15 protein-coding genes and 1 tRNA gene are annotated in these 18,587 nt (G+C 28.7%); 12 read left to right on the top strand and 4 right to left on the bottom strand.

Annotated features, from left to right (window positions below):
- Positions 1-37 precede the first annotated feature (37 nt).
- Positions 38-1,219 (bottom strand): L,D-transpeptidase, encoded by a 1,182-nt coding sequence (locus tag T483_RS0127590; protein WP_026889729.1) that lies wholly within the window; start codon positions 1,217-1,219, stop codon positions 38-40.
- A 215-nt stretch (positions 1,220-1,434) separates the two neighbouring features.
- Here T483_RS0127590 and T483_RS0127585 point away from each other — a divergent pair, with 215 nt between their 5' ends.
- The 3 genes from T483_RS0127585 to T483_RS0127575 all read left to right on the top strand — a co-directional run bounded on the left by T483_RS0127585 (position 1,435) and on the right by T483_RS0127575 (position 3,304).
- Positions 1,435-1,917 (top strand): DUF1189 family protein, encoded by a 483-nt coding sequence (locus T483_RS0127585; protein WP_026889728.1) that lies wholly within the window; start codon positions 1,435-1,437, stop codon positions 1,915-1,917.
- 213 nt (positions 1,918-2,130) lie between these two features.
- Positions 2,131-3,036, top strand: a complete 906-nt coding sequence (locus T483_RS0127580) for a sensor histidine kinase (protein ID WP_026889727.1) — start codon at positions 2,131-2,133, stop codon at positions 3,034-3,036.
- A 193-nt stretch (positions 3,037-3,229) separates the two neighbouring features.
- Positions 3,230-3,304, top strand: a tRNA-Arg gene (locus T483_RS0127575).
- A 36-nt stretch (positions 3,305-3,340) separates the two neighbouring features.
- Here the strand turns inward: T483_RS0127575 and T483_RS0127570 are convergent.
- Positions 3,341-4,231 carry a phosphatidylserine decarboxylase gene (locus T483_RS0127570; RefSeq protein WP_026889726.1) on the bottom strand — a complete coding sequence of 297 codons (891 nt, stop codon included), beginning with the start codon at positions 4,229-4,231 and terminating at the stop codon, positions 3,341-3,343.
- A gap of 385 nt (positions 4,232-4,616) precedes the next feature.
- Between T483_RS0127570 and T483_RS0127565 the strand changes: the two genes are divergently transcribed.
- Both T483_RS0127565 and T483_RS0127560 read left to right on the top strand, forming a co-directional pair.
- Positions 4,617-5,201, top strand: a complete 585-nt coding sequence (locus T483_RS0127565; protein WP_026889725.1) for a TetR/AcrR family transcriptional regulator — start codon at positions 4,617-4,619, stop codon at positions 5,199-5,201.
- A gap of 158 nt (positions 5,202-5,359) precedes the next feature.
- Entirely contained in the window at positions 5,360-6,148 is a 789-nt protein-coding gene (locus T483_RS0127560; protein WP_026889724.1) for an HAD-IIB family hydrolase, read from the top strand.
- A gap of 142 nt (positions 6,149-6,290) precedes the next feature.
- Here the strand turns inward: T483_RS0127560 and T483_RS0127555 are convergent, their stop codons facing one another.
- Positions 6,291-7,886: an ABC-F family ATP-binding cassette domain-containing protein gene (locus T483_RS0127555; protein WP_026889723.1), complete on the bottom strand. Its 1,596-nt coding sequence runs from the start codon at positions 7,884-7,886 to the stop codon at positions 6,291-6,293.
- 232 nt (positions 7,887-8,118) lie between these two features.
- Positions 8,119-8,712 carry a DUF1836 domain-containing protein gene (locus tag T483_RS0127550; protein ID WP_026889722.1) on the bottom strand — a complete coding sequence of 198 codons (594 nt, stop codon included), beginning with the start codon at positions 8,710-8,712 and terminating at the stop codon, positions 8,119-8,121.
- Positions 8,713-8,932: 220 nt separating this feature from the next.
- On the opposite strand from T483_RS0127550, the gene trhA reads away from it, so the two are divergent.
- The 7 genes from trhA to carB all read left to right on the top strand — a co-directional run bounded on the left by trhA (position 8,933) and on the right by carB (position 18,467).
- Positions 8,933-9,580 carry a PAQR family membrane homeostasis protein TrhA gene (gene trhA, locus T483_RS0127545; RefSeq protein ID WP_026889721.1) on the top strand — a complete coding sequence of 216 codons (648 nt, stop codon included), beginning with the start codon at positions 8,933-8,935 and terminating at the stop codon, positions 9,578-9,580.
- Between the two features lie 225 nt (positions 9,581-9,805).
- A complete protein-coding gene (gene proB, locus T483_RS0127540) occupies positions 9,806-10,609 on the top strand; it encodes a glutamate 5-kinase (RefSeq protein WP_026889720.1) in 804 nt (267 codons plus the stop codon).
- A 27-nt stretch (positions 10,610-10,636) separates the two neighbouring features.
- On the top strand, positions 10,637-11,881 hold the full coding sequence (locus tag T483_RS0127535) for a glutamate-5-semialdehyde dehydrogenase (RefSeq protein WP_026889719.1): 1,245 nt from the start codon (positions 10,637-10,639) through the stop codon (positions 11,879-11,881).
- 254 nt (positions 11,882-12,135) lie between these two features.
- Positions 12,136-12,495: a methylglyoxal synthase gene (gene mgsA, locus T483_RS0127530; RefSeq protein ID WP_023975953.1), complete on the top strand. Its 360-nt coding sequence runs from the start codon at positions 12,136-12,138 to the stop codon at positions 12,493-12,495.
- A gap of 305 nt (positions 12,496-12,800) precedes the next feature.
- Positions 12,801-13,580, top strand: a complete 780-nt coding sequence (locus T483_RS0127525) for an SDR family NAD(P)-dependent oxidoreductase (protein WP_026889718.1) — start codon at positions 12,801-12,803, stop codon at positions 13,578-13,580.
- A 613-nt stretch (positions 13,581-14,193) separates the two neighbouring features.
- Positions 14,194-15,243 (top strand): glutamine-hydrolyzing carbamoyl-phosphate synthase small subunit, encoded by a 1,050-nt coding sequence (carA, locus tag T483_RS0127520; protein WP_026889717.1) that lies wholly within the window; start codon positions 14,194-14,196, stop codon positions 15,241-15,243.
- Between the two features lie 14 nt (positions 15,244-15,257).
- Positions 15,258-18,467: a carbamoyl-phosphate synthase large subunit gene (carB, locus tag T483_RS0127515; RefSeq protein ID WP_026889716.1), complete on the top strand. Its 3,210-nt coding sequence runs from the start codon at positions 15,258-15,260 to the stop codon at positions 18,465-18,467.
- The last annotated feature ends 120 nt before the right edge of the window (positions 18,468-18,587 follow it).

The following is an 18,587-nucleotide window of genomic DNA, read 5'->3' as shown; positions in this document are numbered from 1 at the left end:
AGATAAACAATATGTTTATTTCCTTGCTTTTTTATATTTATTTTATTATAACCTTACTTCCTTTAGGGATATTAGTAAAAATCCATTTGGAATCATCTATAGAGAGTCTAATGCAACCATGAGAAGAAGGCTTATTCATTGTGTAATCCGCAACTGTAGCTTTATCTTTAGCAAAGGGAACTGAATGGAATAAAATATCTCCAGTAATTTGAGTCCAATACTTACCTCCTTGTTGATACTCTTCTGAAAAGAACCAATCCCCTCTTTCCTTAATAGTAAATGATCCAGAAGGTGTGTCTTCTCCACTTATTCCTGTAGAACAAGGAAATGTTTTAACTAATTGCCATTTGTCAGCTTTTCCTTTATAAACATAGGTCTTTTGATCTTGAAGGCTTACGTTTATAAGATAAGGCGTCATACTCTCTATATTTAATGTATTAATATTTTTTGAGGAGATAGTAGAGGTTAACGCGCGCGATGAAGCTTCAGCAATAGCTGAATTCTTATCTAAATATTCTTGTTGTTTTGTTTTTATATCTGCCATCTTTTCTTTTGCATCAATGTCATCACCTAAAAGGTCACTATTATCTGAAATTTTAGACATAGCTTCACTGTAGTAATCATTGTCGATTAAATTATCACAGTAAGCAAACAAATTTTCTTTTAGTTTGTTTTTTGATGCATCTAGGTATATGAGTGAATCCGTATAGTTAAGATCTAAAGCAGAAACCTTTTTGAAATATGAAATTGCTTCTGAATATTGTCCATTATTAAAAGAATTAATACCAGAATTATAACTTTTAATAGAATCTTGAATTAAGTCTATTGAATCTGAGGCATTATGTATCTCATCATCATTTACTAGATTATAGCGTTCTATCTCCTTAAACTGAATTAATGCATCTTCAGAAGAAATTTTCTTGCTTTGGATTTCCTCTGACAAAGTGTTAATCTTAGTGCTAAGATATTTGGAAACGTCATGATTAATCATAGATAATTTAAATGGGTTAAAGTTTTGCTTAGTTATCAATAAATTATTAGCTTCAGAGAATTTATAATTATCAAAATCTGATTTGAAGTTATCTAAAAACTTATTGTAATTGTATAACTCATAAAAACAGCTAGAAGATAATAATATAAACAGCGCGAGTATATATATGATTCTTTTGGATAATTTTTTGGTTTTTAACCTTTTATAATAAAATTTATTTATTCTCAAATAAATGCCTCCTAATGAAGTAACTAATATATTTAGAGTTAATTTGAATAAAATATTTTCTGTTAATATTTTATTTAATTACAAAGTACTCTTTTATTTATATAATATTGACAATAAAAGTAAATAATAAACCTTGACATTTAAACTAATTTTAATATATGTTAATATACTTAATAGGTCTTATGAAAGTAGAGAATATTAATCTGGAGGGGAAAATGACTAATAAAACTATTTTTTTTATAAAGCTTATAACTTCTATATACGACATAAAGGTTTTTTCTAAATATGCGAAAGAAGGAATATTAAGATCAATTTCATATGCAATATTGCTTAGCCTTTTATTAGGAGGATTGAAGAGTGTATTTGTTCAATATAAAACGTATAACTTGGATGCAATATCTCTCGTTCATCAAATGGTATCATATTTTGCAATAATACTTTTTAATCTATTCTTTAATTCTTTAATTGTAGCAATTGTTTCAAGGCTCTTTACGGTATTTTTAAGAATGGTAGTTAAGTACATAGCTTTATATTCTTTAACCTTGTATGCGGCCACATTACCTTTAATAATTCAAACAATATTAGAAACAGTTAACCCTAATATAAGTTTTGATGCGATGTTTATTGTCGGAACATTAACTTATGTAATATTAATACTAAAGTACATAAAAGATGAGATAATAAGGAACTACACTTAGTAATAGCAATAATTATATATACTTCTCAAATAATATTTAAATTTATAAATATTCTATTATTAAGCTTGAATGAATTAATTATATTACCTTTTAACATTAGAAATATCCTATCAAATTTATTTAATATGGTTGTTAGCTGGGAAGTTATATGATATTATATATTAAGGGTATATGGTAAAAAAAGTAAAAAAAATTACAAAAGGGGATTTAAAAATGGTTGAGGTTAATATTTTGAAAGATAATCAGATTGATAGGGAAAATATATTAAATAGAAATGACCTTGTTAAGTTGTCGAAAGATGAATTAATTAGCAAGCTTATTAATTTATCAGAGTCTAAGAAAAATCAAGAAGATTTTATTTTAAATATTTCACATGATTTAAGATCACCATTAAATATAATTTTAAGTGTTTTGCAATGTTATAAGGATGATTATAAAGATATCAAGAAGTATGGCAAATGTCAGGATCACATGGATGTTATAAAAAGAAATTCATATAAAATATTAAAGCTTGTAAATAATCTAATAGATACAACAAAATTAGAAAAAAATCATTATGGCATTATAAGAGAGAATTTGGATGTAATTAATTTGATAGAATGGAACATATCTTCTATAGATAAATATGCTAAGCAGAAAGATATCTCTTTAGTTTTTGATACAAATGTTGAAGAGTGCATAATGGCGGTAGATCCAGAAGCAATAGATAGAATAATAATGAATTTGATTTCTAATGCAATAAAATTTTCGCCAAAAGGAAGTAATATATATATAAATGCGTGGAAAAGTATAAATCAATTAACTATTTCGGTAAGGGATGAAGGGATTGGGATACCCAAGGAAGAGCAAAATACAATTTTTAATAGATTTGTTCAATCTTCAAGAAATAAAAAGTCTGAGAACTCGGGCAGTGGAATAGGTCTTGATTTAGTTAGATATTTAACTCAAGCTCATAATGGTAGTATCGAATTGAAAAGTGAAGAGAATTCTGGTTGTGAATTTATAATTAAGCTACCAATAGAAAGATTACAGGACGATGAAAATAATAGAGATAAATGTTTAAATATTAAAAGTAAAGTGGAAGTTCTTGAAGTAGAGTTTTCTGATATATACTTGTAGAAGTTAGCATAAATAAGATAGTTATCTAAAGATTATTAAGTTAACTTTAATTTTTAGATAACTTATTCTAAATTGTAGATGGAACTAAGTTGAATAATAGTATTAAATTTATAAAATTATAAGAATAATCAATTATAAACTTGATTATTCTAACTGCTTGTGATAAGATAAACTTGTTGCAAAAATTGAATATGGAGCGTTAGTTAAACGGATATAACTTACCGCTACGGACGGTACATTGAGGGTTCGATTCCTTCACGCTCTGCCAAAATAAAAAAGAATGGTTTAACCATTCTTTTTTATTTTATAAAATTTTAGTACCAATATTTTCACCAAAAATAACTTTACATTCAAAGCCCAATTTAGATTGTTCTATAATATCAGGATCTATTTTTATGGCCCCTTCTTCAAAAAATAATATAGTCGTGGACCCTCCAAATTTAAAATAACCTTTTTCATCACCTTTATCTACTCTAACTCTAGGAGAATAAGTCTGAATTATTGAACCCACACATGTAGCACCAACTTCTATATGAAGTATATCTTTAAAATTATCTGATTTAAATAAAGACCATTCTCTTTTGTTTTCACAAAAAAGCTTAGGAACAGATTTTAAAGCTATTGGGTTTACAGAATAGTAGTGCCCTTTTATATAATGACTTTCATAAGGAATACCTGAATCTATGAAGTGAAATCTATGATAATCAGTAGGGCATAAGCGTAATACAACACATACTCCATTTTTATATTTATTAGCCACAGTATTATCATTAATTAACTCTTTTAAACTATAAGTTAATCCCTTAATTTGAATTATATTATCTAAGTCAATATCCACATAGGCGGTTATTCTCCCATCTCCTGGAGAGATTAATATATTATTATCTGCATTTATTGGTCTAGCATCAAAATTTAATTCTCTTGTAAAGAAGTCATTAAAAGAATTAAATTCATTAATTTTCTTCTTCGACATAGTCATATCAATATTAAAGCTCTTTACAAACGGTGAAATTTTGGATGTGCTTAGTTTTGTATCACAATACTTCCCATATAACTTAGAAAATAATCTTTTCTTTGCAATAAGTTCAGTAATGGTTTTACCAACTGGTGATTCATAGGTCCATTCGATATATTTCTTTCCGGCGATAAGCTCTTCTTCATAAGATTTTGTAGTTCTATTATATACTTGAATCATAAATACCAATGCCAAAACTTTATGAAATAATTTAGAGATAATAGCCCTAAATATTTATAATGTTACAGTTGTGACAAGTATCCTCCATTTCTTATTTTAATTAGATATATATAGTTAAATCTATAAATGTGATTAGCAAGTAAATAGCATAGAATAACTAATATATACAGCGAATAAATTATGTGTAACATACATAGTTTATTTTTTACCTTAATATTAATTTTATCACAGATAATGAAAAATTCAAAAGTAAGATTAGATGGTTGAAGGTTTTACTTTTTACAGAAATAGTAATATGTAGAATTGTGGTTTAATAGTAAACTAAATGATATAATATATTGATAATATTAGCATAAGTAATTATTGAAAAATGAGGAGAAATGTTATGAACAAAACAAAGAACTTGATTTTTAAATCTGCAATAAAAATATTTTCTGAATCCGGATATAGAGGTGCTACTATGGATGATATAGCTGCCAATGCTGGTCTTGTGAAAGGGACACTATATTATCATTTTAAGAGTAAAGAGGAAATATTTAATTTCATTGTTGAGGAGGGATTGCAAATATTACAAAATCAAGTTATTGAAGTTCAGAATATGAATATAGATCCTATTGAAAAATTAATAAAAATATGTAGGATGCAATTAACATTTTTATATGGGTATACAGATTTTTTTAAAATAGTAATGAGTCAGTTGTGGGGAACTGAGGATAGGCAAAATGAATTGCGTCATAAAATCCGAAGGTATATAAATGAAATTGAAATCAATATAAGAACAGCAATGGAAAGTGGGGAAATTAAGAAAGGAGATGTAGAACTTATTGCATTCCAATTTTTTGGATCGCTATGTTCATCTGCAATATATGAATCGATACATATAGAGAAGATAAACTTAGAAGATATTATAGAGAGTACCATTAAGTTTACATTAAATGGATTAGGAATAGATATAAAAGGATACATATAGAATAGCGAATTTAGCTACAAGTTTTGAATAAAAACAGATAAACAATTTTGATAACGGTTAGTAATTAGGCGAAAGCAGCAACTACATAGAATTTTTTAATGGAGTAATATATGCAATTATTAACTAAATAGAATTATGGAGGAATTAGGAGGATACTTATGAAGTTTTTAGCGAGTGATTTGGATGGGACGCTATTTAGGGATAATAAAATTGCACAGAAGGATTTAGAAGCATTAAATAGATTAAAAGCATTTGGAAATAAGATAATAATTTCAACAGGAAGAAGTTTAAACGGAGTAAATAGTATTCTAAATGAATATCCATTTGAATATGATTATTTGGTTATGTGTAATGGAGGAGTAATCATGGATAATAGAAACAATATTATACATAAGAAATCAATACCAAATAAGATACAGAATAGAATAATATCTGACTTTTATAATATAGGAGATTCTTTAATATATTATGATGATGGAAATGATACATGCATGATAGAAAATAAATTGGTTGATGTTTCAGGTATAGATGCTGATTTTTTTAATCATTTTTCTAATAAGGTAACATTAGAAGAGGCTTTGAATAGCACATCAGATTCGCAAATTATGAGTGTATTTAATGTATCACAATCTATAGAAAGATCTGAATTGGTAAGAGAAAAATTGCTAAATGAATATAAAGAATACATAGAAGCTTTTAGGAATCAACTATTTGTAGATATAGTTCCGAAGAATTGTTCAAAAGGGAATGCAATTATGATGATTTTAGAAGATGAAAATAAGGGTGTTGATAGCTTATATACAGTTGGTGATTCTATGAATGATATTTCCATGTTTAATATTACTAGAAATAGTTATACATTTAATTCAGTGGAAGAATTAATTAAGCCATATGCCAATAATATTGTAGATCATGTTTTTGAAGTAATAGAAGATATGCTAACATAGAATAATTATTATAAATTACTTAGTGATTTAAATTAAAATAGAAAATTGTTTATTTAAAGAATGTAAAAAGTTCAGCAATTTATAAGAATGCTGAACTTTTTATTATAGATTATATATAACTTTAATTTACACAGTTAATTTATTACTTATTAGAATTAGAAAATTCTAAGTATTCATCAAATGTCATACTTCTATCTATTATAGAACCATCATCTTTTATATCTATGATTCTATTTGCTATAGTTTGAACAAATTGATGATCATGAGAAGCAAATAATATATTACTGTTATAATCTTTCAAACCATTATTTACAGCTGTAATTGATTCAAGGTCAAGATGATTTGTAGGTTGGTCTAACATCAATACATTAGCATTGGAAAGCATCATTTTAGACAACATACATCTAACCTTTTCTCCTCCTGATAATACATTAGCCTCTTTTAATGCTTCATCACCAGAGAATAACATTCTGCCTAGGAACCCTCTGATATAGCTTTCAGATTTTTCCTCAGAATATTGTCTAAGCCAATCTACTAAAGAAAGATTGCAATCGTCAAAGTATTTTGAGTTATCAGCTGGGAAGTACGCATTAGTTATAGTTATTCCCCATTTATATTCACCGTTATCTGGTTCCATTTCCCCAGATAATATTTTGAATAATGTAGTTACAGCAATTTCATTACCAATAAGAGCAATTTTATCACCTTTATTAACTATGAAATTTACATTATCTAATACTTTAACACCATCAACTGTTTTTGATAGATCTTTAACCATTAATATATCATTACCAACTTCTCGTTCAGGTTTAAAGCCTACAAAAGGATATTTTCTACTTGATGGTTGAATATCATCTAAAGTAATTTTATCCAAAAGCTTCTTACGAGAAGTAGCCTGCTTAGATTTAGAAGCATTCGCACTAAATCTTGCAATAAAGTCCTGTAATTCCTTAATCTTTTCTTCCTTTTTTTTGTTTTGATCTTTTGACATTTGAAGAGCTAATTGACTTGATTCATACCAGAAGTCATAGTTACCTACATAAATTTTTATCTTTCCAAAGTCAACATCAGCCATTTGAGTACAAACTGAATTTAAGAAATGTCTATCATGGGATACAACTATAACAGTTCCATCAAAATTACCTAAGAAGTCTTCTAACCAGTTCACAGCCTTTAAATCCAAACCATTAGTAGGTTCGTCTAGAATTAAGATTCCAGGGTTCCCGAATAGAGCTTGAGCTAAAAGAACTTTAACTTTTTCTCCACCAGTTAACTCTGATACATTTTTAAAATGCATTTCTGTGCCTATTCCTAATCCCTGTAGAACTGAAGAAGCTTCAGATTCAGCTTCCCAACCATTAAGTTCAGCAAATTCACCTTCTAATTCAGAAGCTTTAATTCCATCTTCATCAGAAAAATCAGGCTTTGCATATATCTCATCTTTTTCTTTCATTATTTCATATAATCTTTCGTTACCCATTATTACAGTTTCTAAAACTTGAAAGTCATCATATTTATTATGTTCTTGCTTTAATATGGACATTCTTAAATTTGGAGCAATTGTAACTTCACCAGTATTAGGTTCTATTTCACCTGATAATATTTTTAGGAATGTACTCTTTCCAGCTCCATTAGCACCAATAACTCCATAACAATTTCCAGGAGTAAATTTAAGGTTGACATCTTCAAAAAGTTTACGTCCACCAAATCTCAGACTAACATTTGATACGTTTATCAATATATTTCGACCTCATTTCTTCTTAATTATAATAATGCACAATTAGGGAAAAAATCCTTTTTATCGTTAAAATATGTTATCATAAATTAATTTGGAATTTCATCCTTAATTGTGCATCGTATAAATAGTTTAACTACATGTTGCTTATTATATCATATAATTAATGATTTTTGCATTTTTAAGTATTTCTATAATTTTAAATTTTTGTATTATTGTCTATTTTAAATTAATATTATTTACAATCCTTAGGACTTCCAAAACACTCATCTATTATTTTTTCACTCATACGTCTATAAAGATTACTCATACTAACGTATGCACAGATAAGCAGAAGCTTTTCTTCATAATCGCCTAAAGAATTACCTTCATTAGTTATGAGTTCTGTTATATTATCATAAATTTTAGCTGAAGAAGATTTTAAATCATCTAAATTTGAATCATATATATTAAGAAAAGATTGATATATATCATGTAATGGATATTCTTGTTCTTTCTCAAAAGCATCAATTATGGGGCTCAAGATAGTTTTTATATCAGTTAGAGATAATGCACCTTTTAAATTATAAATTAATCCCATTAAAATAAGATGGTTTTTAGTATATTTCTTATTTTTAATTTTCATTAAAAGATTACCTTTTGCATAATTGTTAATCATAGTTTTAGTAAGAACTTTATCATTATCATTTCTTTTAGTGTAACTTAATTTACTTTCAAATAGCTGCATCACTTGATCCATATATAAATCAATTTCAGGAAAATCATTCAGGTTAATATTGTTAGATGATTTTTGTGAATTTATATAGTTATCAATATTAAAGTCATTCATATAATTTCACTCCTCACATAGTAATATAAACTATGTTTTTATTATAATTTTAATATTATCGAAAAGAAGTAGATAATTCAAGCATTTATGGGTAAAATACTAATTAATAATAAAAAATAAACAAAAATAGGTTTTGCAATAAAAAAAAATATATGAAATAATTCTAATATAGCAACACATAGTTATCAAAACTACGTGGGAATAAATGGGAGGGTAAAAAATGGAGAAATATTTAAGAGAGCCTATTAATGGATTAACTCATTTTATTGGTGCGGTTTTATCAATATTTGCATTAATAGCAATGTTAGTAAAGGTATATACAAGAGGGAGTTCTACAATAACATTTGTATCAGTTTTATTTTTCGGGGTAAGTATGATTTTATTATATAGTGCATCAGCAACATATCATTCAGTAATAGCAAATGATAAGGTAATAAAGATTCTAAAAAGATTAGATCATTCTATGATATTTATATTAATTGCAGGATCATATGCACCATTTTGCCTAGTGGCATTGAATGGAAAGGTAGGAATAAATTTATTTCTAGCAGTAACAGTGTGTGCAGTAGTCGGAATTGCATTTAAATTATGCTGGGTAACTTGTCCTAGATGGCTTAGTAGCAGTATGTATATAGGAATAGGTTGGTTTGCAATATTTGCAATATATCCAATGTCTCAAGTTTTATCTTCGACTGGGCTACTATGGTTGGTTCTCGGAGGAATAATGTATACAATCGGCGGAGTAATATATGCATTAAAATCAGATAAGATAAAAATATGGCTATTTGGAAGACATGAAATATTTCATGTATTTATTATGTTAGGAACTCTTTGTCACTTTATTTGTGTATTTGTATATATAATCTAAATTAGAACTTTAAGTTTTATTAATCTAGCAAATTATATAAGGATAGAGGAAACACTTTTTTTAATAAATTTAGTATTTCCTTTATTCTTATTTTTTTATAAAAATATAATTATTTTTGTATAGAGTATATGTTTTTATTATAAAAAGATTTTAAAACTTGATAAGATATATTAGGTATAGTAAGATAAAATATAAAGAATAAATAGACTTTAAGGGGATGGAAAAATGGGCTTTCGTCAAAGGTTAAAAGAGGCTAGTAGAATAGTTGTAAAGGTTGGATCATCAACATTAACTTATGATAATGGAAATATTAATTTAAGTAGAATTGAAAAGCTAACTCGTGTATTATCTGATGTAGTTAATGCAGGTAAGCAAGTTACGCTTGTTACATCAGGCGCGGTTGCTGTTGGTGTCAATAAATTAAAATTGAAAGAAAAGCCCGAAAGTATAAGAGAAAAGCAAGCGGTAGCAGCAGTTGGACAATGTGAACTAATGCATATATATAGTAAGTTTTTTGGAGAATATAGCCATGTAGTTGGTCAAGTATTGCTTACAAGGGATGTTGTAGAAGACGACCATATTAGGGAAAATGTATGTAATACATTTGAAACTTTATTACACAATAAAATAATTCCAATAGTAAATGAGAATGATACAGTTTCAATAGATGAGATTGAGAATATAGTTAGATTTGGTGATAATGATAATTTATCAGCAATAGTAGCATCATTAATTAACGCAGATTTACTAATAATATTATCTGATATAGATGGATTCTATGATTCGGATCCAAGAAGTAATGAAAGTGCAAAATTGTTAAATGAAGTTAAAGAAATAACTCCAGAGTTAGAAGATTGTGCTGGAGGAGCAGGTTCAAATTTAGGAACTGGCGGAATGATTACAAAATTATCAGCAGCTAAGACAGCTACAAATGCAGGAGTAGATATGGTATTAGCTAATGGAAGTGAACCAGATATAATAATTAATATTTTAAAGGGTGAAGAAATAGGAACTTTATTTACAGCATAAATAAAAAATAGAAATGGGGGTTAAAAAATGAGTAAATTAATAGTCATGGGGCAAAAAGCTAAAGAGGCATCATATGAATTAGGTATTTCATCAACAAAGGAAAAAGACAATGCTTTAATTTTTATGGCTGAAGAGTTAATTAAAGCAAAAGAAGAAATAATAAAAGCAAATAAAATAGATTTAGAAATCTCAGAGTCAAAGGGTACATCAAAAGCAATGTTAGATAGATTATCGCTTAACGATGAACGAATTGAAGCAATGGCAGCTGGGCTTAAAGATGTAGTTAAGCTTCAGGATCCAATTGGAGAAGTAATATCAATGTGGCAAAGACCAAACGGATTACAAATAGGTCAAAAAAGAGTGCCATTAGGGGTTATAGGAATAATTTATGAATCTAGACCGAATGTGACGTGTGATGCGGCTGGATTGTGCTTGAAAACAGGAAATTCTGTTATTTTGAGAGGCGGTAGTGAAGCTATAAATTCAAATAAGGCTATAGTTAAAGCATTAGTTAAAGGAATAGAGAAGGCAGGATTACCTAGAGAATCGGTTCAGTTAATTGAAGATACAAGCAGAGAAGTTGCAACTGAGATGATGAGATTAAATGAATTTATAGATGTTCTTATTCCAAGGGGAGGATCTGGATTAATTCAAGCAGTTCTTAAAAATGCAACTGTTCCAGTTATAGAGACAGGTACAGGTAATTGTCATATATATGTAGATGAAAATTGTGATTTTGAAATGGCAAAAAATATAGTAGTTAATGCAAAAGCATCAAGACCTTCAGTTTGTAATTCTGCTGAAAAGTTATTAGTGCATGAAAAGATAGCAGGTGAATTCTTACCAATCGCTGTTAGAGCATTAAGAGAAAATGGAGTTGCAGTTAAAGGCGATGATGCATCGCAGGCCATAATTAATGATATTGAGAAGACCAATGAAGAAGATTGGAAAAGGGAGTACTTAGATTATATAATGGCTGTTAAAATAGTTAAAAATGTGGATGAAGCAATTACTCATATTAATAAATATGGAACAGGGCATTCAGAAGCTATAATTACAGAAAGTTATAAGAACTCTCAAAAATTCTTGCAAAGAGTTGATGCAGCAGCAGTTTATGTAAATGCATCAACAAGATTTACGGATGGTTCAGAGTTTGGTTTTGGTGCTGAAATAGGAATAAGTACTCAAAAGTTACACGCAAGAGGACCAATGGGACTTAAGGAACTAACAACAATTAAATATATCATTTATGGAAATGGCCAGGTAAGATAATACAGAGAATATAAAGGACGTTATTACCTAATGTCCTTTATATTATGATAATCAAAGATAATAAATTAATATTTTTATGAATAAGCTACCCAATTAGGTATTGCCAAGGAAATAATCGAGGAATATGTTGTAATAATATATAAATATTTATATGATAAAGCAATAATATTAAATAGACTTTATAACTATAAAAAAGTATAGTATAATCCAATGTGAAAACGTATTAAATAGATATAAAAAGGGGGATAACAATTGTGAAAATAGCGTTAATAGCACATGATAAAAAGAAGGAAGATATTATTGGATTTTCAAAGAAGTACAAGGATGTACTAGCTAAATATGAGTTGGTTGCTACTGGGACAACGGGAAAAAAGATATCAGAAGCAACTGGTCTTGAAGTTAAGAGATATTTATCTGGTCCATATGGAGGAGATCAACAATTAGGTGGTCGTATTGCGGAAGGAAAGATTGACTTAGTAATATTCTTTACAGATCCATTGACTGCGCAACCTCACGAACCAGATGTATCAGCATTGCTTAGAGTTTGTAATGTACATAACGTAGCTGTTGTTACTAATATAAAAACAGCAGAACTTATAATTAAACAATTTTAAATTATAGACAAGTAGTCTGAAAATATATACAAAAAACAAAATGTACTTATCATTATTTTGATAAGTACATTTTTAGAAAAAGTAGTGTTAATTTTGGATAGGTCAATTCAGAATTAACTGTAACTGCCTAAATATTCTGAATATTTGCTTAATTATATAATAACATAAATTACATGAATTTGCAATTAGCAATCATTGGTGTATAAGATAGAGTGTAAATAGAGTAAATATAATTATAATTCTAAGGTAATAGTAAGAAGTCATAGATTATAAACTAATACTATATGTTAGAAAGAAGGATTATAATGATTAATTTAAACAGATACACATTAATAACTGGTGGTAGCGATGGAATTGGATTTGAGTTAGCAACGATCTATGCTAAAAATAAAAAGAATTTAATTATCGTAGCAAAAAATGAGAATAAGCTGAAGAATGTTAAAACTAAGTTTGAAAATGAATATGGAATAAGTGTAGAGATAATTCAATGTGACTTATCTGTGGATAAAGGTTATCAAAAGATAATACAAGTTGTGGAAGAAAAAAATTTCACTGTGGATAATTTAATAAACAATGCAGGTATAGGTAGCTTTGGTTTTCTTCATGATTTAGAAGATGGACTTGAAGAAAAGATAATAAATATAAATATTGTTGCATTAACTATGCTTACAAAATATTTTTCTAGGAAAATGATTGAGAGAAGGCAGGGTGGGATCTTAAATGTAGCGTCAACGGCAGCATTTATTGGCGGTCCTAAAATGTCTATATATTATTCAAGTAAGGCTTATGTTTTATCACTAACAGAAGCAATTCATGATGAATTAAAGGGTTTAGGTATTAGGGTAAGTTGTCTTTGTCCAGGACCTGTAAAGACATCATTTCAAGAGAAGGCAGGTATAAGAAAGTCAGAGAAATCTAAAAGATATTTAATGGATGCAAGTGATATAGCACAATGTGCTTATAGAGAATTTGCAATGGGCAAGGCAATAATTATCCCAGGATATAAAAATAAGTTGCTGATTTTGGGAAATAAATTAATTCCGCGAGCATTAAGTAGAAGAATTATATTAAAGAATAATAGCTAGTATAAATACTAGCTATTATTCTTTATTTTATTATATAAATATGCACAGATTATGCCTATTTAAATATGGTATTAGAAAAATAACTATTGAGTTAATTAATTAGGTATACATATTATAATTAAGGTTTAATATATAAAAGAAATTATTTGAATTAATGGTATATTAATATCTAAAACAAAAATATTTATGAATAAAAATTCAAATAAGTGTATTTTTATGCTTTATATAATCTTATTTTTGTGATAAGATTTATATATTGAATAAATTAAAAATAAATAAGCAATAAATAAAAATAATTATATTAAACTATCCTTAATTTATCTTGACATAGGATTATCTATCAACTAGAATAGTTAGAAAGAGAAATTTTAAAAGTTAAGATACACTTTAACTTGGTCCTGTGAGGCCAAAAAGGGAAGCATAACTATGATATTTGAAAGCTGAATGAAAAATTTCATAGCTTATTTTTTGAATTCAAATATTTGTATGGTATATCACAGGATAGTAACGAGATCAGGTTTTCTGAAATCTCTTTATTATCCTTTTGTTTTATATTAAACAAAGATTCATAAGGTGTAGTTTTAGCAAAAATATATTTGTAGGAGGCTTAAGTATGAAAGCGAAGCTTATATTAGAAAACGGCATGATTTTTGAAGGAAAAGCTTTTGGATATCTAAAGGAAAGCGTTGGAGAGGTAGTATTTACAACTGGAATGACAGGTTATCAAGAAGTACTTACTGATCCATCTTATTACGGGCAAATAGTAACGATGACTTATCCTTTAATAGGGAATTACGGAATTAATCTTGAAGATATGGAGTCTAATTCAATAAAGGTGAGGGGCTTTATTGTAAGAGAAAAATGTAATATGCCAAGTAACTTTAGATGTGAATTAGAACTTGAGGATTTTTTAAAGCAAGGAAAGGTCATCGGATTAGAAGGAATAGATACAAGAGCATTAACTAAGGTTTTAAGAAATAGTGGTACTATGAGGGGAGTTATCGCACTAGAGGATATTGATGACGAATATATTAAGGAGAAAATATCTGGATTCTCTACAAAGGATGCGGTAAAAACTGTCACTACAAAAAAATCTTATACGATTGAAGGAAATGGAAAACACATTGCTGTTATGGATTTTGGCATAAAGACTAATATAATAAGAAACTTTAAAAAGAGAGGTTGTAAGTTGACTGTATTCCCAGCAACAGCAACAGCGGAAGAAGTATTAAGTGTTAACCCAGATTTAGTATTCTTATCTAATGGCCCTGGAGACCCAGAAGATTTGGATTTTGCTATAGAAAATATAAAGAAGTTAGTTGGAAAGAAACCATTAACAGGTATTTGCTTAGGACATCAATTATTAGGCTTAGCACTAGGTGGTAAAACCACTAAATTAAAGTTTGGACATAGAGGATGTAATCACCCAGTTAAGGATTTAGAAGCTAATATTGTGCATATAACTTCCCAAAACCATGGGTATGTAGTAGAAAAGTTACCAGATGATATGGAAATTACTCACGTTAATATAAATGATGGAACTGTAGAAGGAATGAAGCATAGGACGCTACCAATATACTCAGTTCAATTCCATCCAGAAGCATCAGCAGGTCCGAAAGACAGTGAATATATATTTGATAAATTCTTAGAATATGCACTATAGGAGGTTTTAGTAAAATGCCATTAAATAATAATATAAAGAAAGTTTTAGTTATAGGATCCGGTCCAATAGTTATAGGTCAAGCGGCAGAGTTTGATTATTCAGGAACTCAAGCTTGTGAAGCTTTAAAATCAGAAGGAATAGAAGTTGTACTTGTGAATTCAAATCCAGCAACAATAATGACAGATAAAGAAGTAGCAGATAAAGTTTATTTAGAGCCGTTAACGTTAGAATTTGTTGAGAAAGTTATTGCTAAAGAAAGACCAGATAGCCTGCTTGCAGGGATGGGCGGTCAAACAGGACTGAACCTTGCTGTAGAATTACATGACTCTGGTATTTTAGAAAAGTATAATGTAAAAGTAATTGGAACATCTATTGCATCTATTAAAGAAGGTGAAGATAGAGAATTATTCAGAAATATGATGAATAAAATTGGGGAACCAGTTATAAAGAGTGAAATTGTAAATGGATTAGAAGAAGGGATGGATTTTGCAAGTAAAATTGGATATCCAGTTATAGTTAGACCAGCGTATACTTTAGGTGGATCTGGTGGTGGTATTGCTAATGATGAAGAAGAACTTGAAACTATCTTAAGATTAGGACTTCAATTAAGTACAATAGGTCAAGTTTTACTTGAAAAGAGCGTTAAGGGATGGAAAGAAGTAGAATATGAAGTAATGAGAGACTCTTATGGAAACTGTATTACTGTATGTAACATGGAAAACATAGATCCCGTTGGTATACATACTGGGGATAGTATAGTTGTTGCTCCATCACAAACTCTTTCAGATAAAGAGTATCAAATGCTTAGAACTGCATCAATAAATATAATAAATGCTGTTGGAATTGAAGGTGGGTGCAATGTACAATTTTCATTAAATCCAAATTCTTTTGAATATGCAGTTATAGAAATCAATCCTAGAGTATCAAGAAGTTCAGCTTTAGCATCAAAAGCAACAGGATATCCTATTGCTAAGCTTGCTGCAAAGATTGCACTTGGATATGGATTAGATGAAATAAAAAATGCAGTAACTCAAAAGACTTATGCCTGCTTTGAACCAACACTTGATTATGTCGTAGTTAAAATACCAAAATGGCCTTTTGATAAATTCTTCGGTGCAGATAGACAATTAGGAACAAAAATGATGGCTACTGGAGAAATTATGGCGATAGGAGCTAACTTTGAGCAAGCATTCCTAAAGGGTATCAGAAGCTTAGAAATAGGAAAGTATTCGTTAGATCATAAAAAGTTTAAAGAATATAGTATTTCAAAATTAAAGAGTATAGTAATGAAACCAGATGATGAAAGAATCTTTGCACTAGCTGAAATGATAAGAAGAGACTATATGATAGATAGAATAAATAAAATTACTGGAATCGACATGTTCTTCCTAGAAAAGATAAAATGGATAGTTGAAGAGGAACAAAGATTAAAATTAAGTAAAATAGAAGATTTAGATAAGGAATGGTTGCATCATTTAAAGAAAAAAGGATTTTCAGATAAAGCTATAGCTGATATGTTAAAAGTTAGTCCAGATGATGTATATAGATTAAGAGATATATGGAGTATAAAACCTTCATATAAAATGGTTGATACTTGTGGAGGAGAATTTGAAGCATTATCACCATATTATTACTCAACTTATGAGCAATATGATGAGGTTGAAGTATCAGACAATAAAAAGGTTATAGTTATAGGTTCCGGTCCTATAAGAATAGGTCAAGGAATTGAGTTTGATTATGCATCAGTACATTGTGTAAAGGCATTAAAGAAGCTTGGAATTGAAACTATTATAATTAATAATAACCCAGAAACAGTAAGTACTGACTTTGATGTATCAGATAAATTATACTTTGAACCATTAACTGAAGAAGATGTTTTAAATATAATAGAAAAAGAAAAACCAGATGGTGTAATACTTCAATTTGGAGGTCAAACAGCTATTAAGCTTGCAAATTTCTTGAAAGAACAAAAAATTGTAACACTAGGGACTACAGCAGATCAAATAGATTTGGCTGAAGACAGAGAAAAATTTGATGATTTACTAGAAAAGTTAGGAATATCAAGACCAAAGGGTAAGGGCGTATGGTCAGTAGAAGAAGGACTAGAAGAAGCTAAAAAATTAGGATTTCCAGTACTTGTTAGGCCTTCATATGTAATTGGCGGTCAAGGAATGGAAATAACTCATGATGATGAAGAGCTAACATATTACTTAGAAAATGCTTTTGCTAAAGATAATAAAAATCCAATTCTTATTGATAAATATTTAATGGGTAGAGAAATAGAAGTAGATGCTATATCGGATGGAGAAGATATTTTAATACCAGGTATTATGGAGCATTTGGAAAGAGCTGGAGTTCATTCAGGGGATAGTGTAACTATGTACCCAAGCCAAAATATCTCTGACAAAATTAAAGCTGATGTATTAGAGTATACTAGAAAATTGGCATTAGCGATCGGAATAAAAGGAATGATAAATATTCAATTCATAGAATTTGAAGGAGAATTATATGTGATTGAAGTTAATCCAAGAGCATCAAGAACAGTACCATATATAAGCAAGGTAAGTGGAGTTCCAATAGTAGATTTAGCAACACGAGTAATGCTTGGTGCTAAATTAAAGGATTTGGGATATGGAGTAGATGTATATAAAGAGCCTAAATTGGTTTCAGTTAAAGTACCTGTATTCTCAACTCAAAAATTACCTAATGTTGAAGTAAGTTTAGGACCGGAAATGAGATCTACAGGAGAAGTTTTAGGTGTTGGTAGAAATATAAAGGAAGCACTATATAAAGGATTTGTTGGAGCTTATATGTATCCATCAAAAGAAAAAGGAAAAATACTTGCTACAATAAATAAACATGATAAGGCAGAATTTTTACCAATAGCAAAAGATTTAGCATCAGTAGGATACAAATTTATTGCAACTGCAGGAACTTGTGCCTTACTAAGGGAAGCAGGTATCGAAGCAGAAGAAATAAGAAAAATAGATGAAGAAGAACCAAATATATTAAATATAGTAAAGAATAGAGAAGTTGACTTAGTTGTAAATACTCCAACTAAAGGAAATGATTCAAAAAGAGATGGATTCTTAATAAGAAGAGCTGCAGTTGAAAGAAATGTAGGAGTAATTACTGCGCTTGATACTCTAAGGGCAATTGCAGATGTTGAACTTGAGAAGTTCGATGAGAATGCGGACTTGGAAGTATTCAATATAGCAGAATAAAAAGTTAGTGAATTAAAAAGATTAGTCAAGTTACTGCATTTATTTTGAAACTGAAACTAGGATATGAAAGACAGTATCCTAGTTTTTTTTATATGAAATATATTAATTAAAAGGAAATAT

This window comes from Clostridium beijerinckii HUN142, from assembly GCF_000621745.1.
Lineage (GTDB): Bacteria > Bacillota > Clostridia > Clostridiales > Clostridiaceae > Clostridium > Clostridium beijerinckii_A.
Note: the sequence above shows the minus strand (reverse complement) of the source record. Positions and strands in the feature narration are given on the sequence as shown.